Source organism: Paracraurococcus ruber (assembly GCF_004353985.1).
Taxonomy (GTDB): Bacteria; Pseudomonadota; Alphaproteobacteria; order Acetobacterales; family Acetobacteraceae; genus Paracraurococcus; species Paracraurococcus ruber.
The window spans coordinates 1-5,043 of record NZ_SMOA01000338.1 but is presented as its reverse complement, the minus strand read 5'-3'; the positions used below and the strand labels follow the sequence as shown (position 1 = coordinate 5,043).

Sequence of the window (5,043 nt, the reverse complement as noted above, 5' to 3'; positions counted from 1 at the left end):
CCCCTGCCGCGCAACCGCGCGGCCGATGCCGTCGCCCGACCGCGGCCGGGGCAGGGCGGGCGGCGCCCGGCCCCGGCCCTGGCGCCTCACGTCGTGCCGAAGCGGGCGCGGGCCAGCGGCAGGGTGCGGATGCGCTGGCCGGTCAGCGCCGCCACCGCATTCGTCACCGCGGGCGGCACGCCGGGCGTCCCCGGCTCGCCCACCCCGCCCATGGGCGCGCCGCTCTCGATGATCCGCACGCTGACCGGCGGCATGCGGGCATGCGGCAGGATCGGGTAGGCGTCGAAATTGAGCGCCTGCGGCTCGCCCTTCTCGAAGGCCACTTCCTCGAGCAGGGCCGAGGAGAGGCCGATGGCGACCGCCGAGCGCACCTGCGCCTCGACGATCGCCGGGTTGACGATGCTGCCGGGGTCGATCGCCACCCAGATATGGTGCACCTGCACCTCGCCATCCTTGATCGAGACCTCGGCGATGGTCGCCGTCTCCGACCCGAAGGGGGAGGCCATGGCGACGCCGCGCGCCCGCCGCGTGCCGTCGGCGGCCTGGTAGGGCCCGCGCTTCCAGCCGCCGGACAGGTCGGCGACGGCGTTCAGCAGCGTGCTGTGTCGCCTGCTGTCGCGCAGCAGGGCCAGGCGGAAGGCGAAGGGATCCTGCCCGGCGGCGCCGGCCACCTCATCGAGGAAGGATTCGTAGATGAAGGCATTCATCGAATGCCCGACCGAGCGCCAGAAGCCGATATTCCCGGCATGGGTGGACTTCACGTAGTCCACCTGCCGCGCCGGGATGGCATAGGGCTTCTCGGTCAGCCCCTCCACCGCGCTGTCGTCGATCTTCGGGTCCTGCAGGAAGCCCGGCATGTGCCGGCCCATCGGCCCTTCGCCCGCCACCACGGCGTGCAGCGCCACCGGCCGGCCCTGCGCATCCAGCCCGGCGCGCAGCCTGCCATAGGAGAGCGGGCGATAGGCGTCGCGGCGGAACTCCTCCTCCCGCGTCCAGAGCACCTTCACCGGCCGCCCCGTCGCCTTGGCCAGCGCGATGGCCTGCGGGAAGACATCGGCGGTGTCATACAGGAAGTGCCGGCCGAAGAAGCCGCCGAGCATGGGGGACTGGATCCGCACCTGCTCCGGCTTCAGGCCGGCGAGCTTCGCGGCGACCGCCTGGTACATCTCCGGCGCCTGGTTCGGCACGATCAGGTCGAGCGTGCCGTCGGCGGCGAAGGCGGCGAGCGCCGAGCTCGGCTCGAGCTGCGCATGCGCCAGGTAGGGCGCGTCGTACTCCGCCTCGACCACCTTGGCCGCGCCGGAAAGCGCCGCCGCCGCGTCGCCATGCTTCTCGGCCGCGACGCCGGGCTGCGCGGCCGCCGCCTTGAAGGCGGCCAGCTGGCCGGAGGACGAGAAATCCGCCGGCACCTTGCCGCCGGCCCAGGTGATCTCCAGCGCCTCCACCGCCCTGCGGGCACGCCACCAGCGGTCGGCCACCACGGCGACGGCGCCGGGCAGGCGATGGATGGAATGCACGCCCGGCATCGCGCGCACCGCGGCCTCGTTGCCGATCGCCGCCGGCTCGGCGCCCAGGCGCGGGGCATGCGCGACGGCGGCCTGCAGCATGCCGGGCAGCGTCGCGTCGATGCCGTAGCGCGCCGCGCCGGTGCTCTTCGCCCGCGCATCCAGCCGCGGCACCGGCTTGCCGATCAGCCGGAAGCGCGCCGGGTCCTTCAGCGGCGCCTCGGTCGGCACCGGCAGCGCCGCCGCGGCCCCGGCCAGCGCGCCATAGTCCAGGTGGCGGCCGCTGGCGGCATGCACCACGCGGCCCGGCTCCGTCGCGCATTCCGCCGCCGGCACCTTCCACTGCTGCGCCGCCGCCTGCACCAGCATGGCGCGCGCCGTGGCGCCCAGCTTGCGGAAGGTGGCGTAGCTGCTGCGGGTCGAATAGCTGCCGCCGGTGAAGCGCACCTGGTCGCCGAACATGATCACATAGGCATCGCCGGCCGGCGCGCAGTCCACGGTGAAGCGCGCCGGGTCGGCGTCAAGCTCCTCGGCGATGATCTGGGCGGAGGAGGTGGCGATGCCCTGCCCGCCCTCCACGAAGGGGCTCAGCAGGTGGATGCCGCCATCGGGCGCGATGCGCAGATAGGCCGCGACATCGGTGGCGTGGCGCGACTGCGGCGGGCCCTGCTGCGCCCGCCCGGCCCTTGGCAGCGACAGGCCGAGCAGCAGCGCGCCGGCGCCGGCCGCCAGTACGCCGCGACGGGTGGCCGAAAGGTTGTGGATGCCGCCGGCCGCGGGGCGCGGCGCGCGGAGGCGTTCGAGATAGCCCATGCCGTCCTCCCTCAGGCCGCGTCGGCCGCGCGCCGCACGGCGGCGGCGATGTCGAGATAGGTGCCGCAGCGGCAGAGATTGGTCATGGCGTCGGCCACGTCCTCCGCGCTCGGCTTCGGGGTCTGCAGCAGCAGGCCGGTGGCGGCGATCACCTGGCCGGACTGGCAGTAGCCGCATTGCGGCACCTGCTGCGCCACCCAGGCCTCCACCACCTTCCGGCCCACCGGGTGGTCGGCCATCGCCTCGATGGTCAGCACCGGCTGGCCGACGACGCTTTCGACCGGCACCTGGCAGCTGCGCATCGGCTGGCCGTCCACCAGCACAGAACAGGCGCCGCATTGCGCGATGCCGCAGCCGTATTTGGTGCCGGTCATGCCCAGCCAGTCGCGCAGCACCCAGAGCAGGGGGGTGTCCGGCTCGGCATCGACGCGCTGCGTGCGGCCGTTCACGGTGATCTCGATCATGGGAATGCTCCGCGCCATCGGGGCCCGTGCCGCGGGCCGTGGTGGGACATGGCATGGCGGCCTGCCCGGTCCAGACATCCCCCGCCATCCGGCCCATCGTGGCGCATCGGTCGCTTGCGGCGTATTGGACGAAAGCACCGCAGCGATCGTCGTCCACGCCGTGTTGCTGGCGCATCCGCGGGATGCGCGATGGTCGGCGCCGCGGCCGGGCCGCGCATGCCGTTGCGGCGGATTGCCGTCCTCGCGGCGTCTGCGTGCCGCATGCGCGGATGCTTGCCGCCCTCCCGCGCGCCGCATCCGCCGACCGTGGGTGCGGCGATCGCGCATGTCCGCTGCGGCATCACGAATGCCGGAGCCGCAGGCGCCGGCAGCGGGTGTCGGCGCCTGCGCGATGCCGCGCCTGCGCCGCGCGGCTGCCGCGGCAATGCACCGTGACGCGCGGCGTCATCGAACTGTCACATCATGCCGGCAAAGTTGCGATGCGGCATCCGCGCACCGTGACGCGCGTCGTCATCGATCTGTCACATCGCGTCGGCGGAGGCGGGATGCGGCATCCGCGCATCCAGGGCGGCGTCGTCATGGATCGCGTTGGCGCATCCGGCCCGCCGCATGCGCCGCGTTGCGCTGCCGCGTCGGCGGAGCCGGGGTGCGACACCCGCGCAGGCCGGCTCACCGCGCCGGCGGGCGTGCATGGCGCAGGCTTGTCCGCCGACGATCCGCGCCGGCCCGCGCATGACGGCCCGCACATGACTACCCGGGCGCGATCCGCCCTATCGCGCCGCAAGCATCTCGGCGCGGTACTCGTCCAGCAGGCGCAGCGTGCCGCCGGGTTGCTCGACATGCCAGAAGGCCCAGCCATTGCAGCTCGGCGCTTCCTGCACCGCGGCGCCGACCTGGTGGATGGATCCCTGCGCCCGGCCGCAGCGGATGGAGCCATCGGCCGCCACCGTCGCGCTCCAGCGCCGGGCGCGGTCCACCAGGATGCTGCCGGCGGGGATCACCCCGCGCTCCACCAGCGCGCCGAAGGGCAGGCGCGGCTGTTCCCGCTTGCCGGCGGTGACCTGCGCCGCGTCCTCGGGGATCGGCGCCACCGCCGCCACCCGCCGCTGCGCCGCCGCGGCATAGGCCGGGTCGCGTTCCAGGCCGATGAAGCGGCGGCCCAGCCGCCGCGCCACCGCCGCGGTGGTGCCGGTGCCGAGGAAGGGGTCGAGCACGACATCGCCCGGCGCGGTGCAGGCGAGGATGACGCGGTGGAGCAGCGCCTCCGGCTTCTGGGTCGGATGCAGCTTGGCCCCGGTCTCGTCCCGCAGGCGTTCCTGCCCGGTGCAGAGCGGGATGAACCAGTCGCTGCGCATCTGCAGCTCGTCGTTCAGCGCCTTCATCGCGGCGTAGTTGAAGCGGTACTTGCTCTCCGGCCCGCGCGCCGCCCAGATCAGCGTCTCATGCGCGTTGGTGAAGCGCCGGCCGCGGAAATTCGGCATCGGGTTCGCCTTGCGCCAGATGATGTCGTTCAGCACCCAGAAGCCCAGGTCCTGCAGCGCGGCGCCGAGGCGGAAGACGTTGTGGTAGCTGCCGATCACCCAGATGGTGCCGTCCTTGCGCAGCACCCGGCGCGCCTCGGCCAGCCAGGCACGGGTGAAGGCGTCATAGGCCGGCAGGTCATCGAAGCGGTCCCAGGCCTCGTCCACCCCGTCCACCAGGCTGTCGTCGGGCCGGCGCAGGTCGCCCTTGAGCTGCAGGTTGTAGGGCGGGTCGGCGAAGATGGCGTGCACGGAGGCCGGCGGCAGACGCCGCATGAGGTCGATGCAGTCCCCGACCATCACCTGGTCGAGCGGCAGGTCGAGGCCGGTGCCCACGCTGTCCCTCATCCCTCTCGCGCGCCGGTCCCCCATGGCAAGCCGGGGCGGCCCGGCGCGACGCGGCATGGCCGGATCGGCCCGGCGCGTCGGGGCGCGAATCCCCGACGCCGGCACCATCGCCGCGCGGAGTCGCCGGGTCAATCGAAGCCTGCCTCCCGCCGGCGTGGGTGTGGCCCGGGGGACTCAGGGCGGGTGCTGCGGCGCAGGTCCCGCAGCCGAGGCTTGCGCGGCGAACCGCCGGGCGATCGCGGGGCCGTCGATCGGTCACGATCAGCGGCCGGCAGCATCGGGGCGGGCGCCTCGATGCCGGCCGGCATGGCCGCCAGGGCTTCGGCGCGGCCGCCGCAGGATGGGCGCCGCGCGCCGGCCCGCGCGCGTTGGCGGCCGGCGGGCAACGCGGCT

Annotated in this window: 3 protein-coding genes; all 3 read right to left on the bottom strand. The window is 74.2% G+C overall.

The features are described from left to right. Nucleotides 1–86: 86 nt before the first annotated feature. Nucleotides 87–2,318: a xanthine dehydrogenase family protein molybdopterin-binding subunit gene (locus E2C05_RS28480; RefSeq protein WP_133223020.1), complete on the bottom strand. Its 2,232-nt coding sequence runs from the start codon at nt 2,316–2,318 to the stop codon at nt 87–89. Nucleotides 2,319–2,329: 11 nt separating this feature from the next. Beyond that, nucleotides 2,330–2,782: a (2Fe-2S)-binding protein gene (locus tag E2C05_RS28475; RefSeq protein ID WP_133223019.1), complete on the bottom strand. Its 453-nt coding sequence runs from the start codon at nt 2,780–2,782 to the stop codon at nt 2,330–2,332. Nucleotides 2,783–3,552: 770 nt separating this feature from the next. Next, entirely contained in the window at nt 3,553–4,650 is a 1,098-nt protein-coding gene (locus E2C05_RS28470) for a site-specific DNA-methyltransferase (protein ID WP_133223018.1), read from the bottom strand. Nucleotides 4,651–5,043: the final 393 nt, after the last annotated feature.

What these genes read in the sequence shown, in the direction of transcription:
- E2C05_RS28480 (WP_133223020.1), bottom strand. Translation starts at nt 2,318, where the DNA reads ATGGGCTATCTCGAACGCCTCCGCGCGCCGCGCCCCGCGGCCGGCGGC.
- E2C05_RS28475 (WP_133223019.1), bottom strand. Translation starts at nt 2,782, where the DNA reads ATGATCGAGATCACCGTGAACGGCCGCACGCAGCGCGTCGATGCCGAG.
- E2C05_RS28470 (WP_133223018.1), bottom strand. Translation starts at nt 4,650, where the DNA reads ATGAGGGACAGCGTGGGCACCGGCCTCGACCTGCCGCTCGACCAGGTG.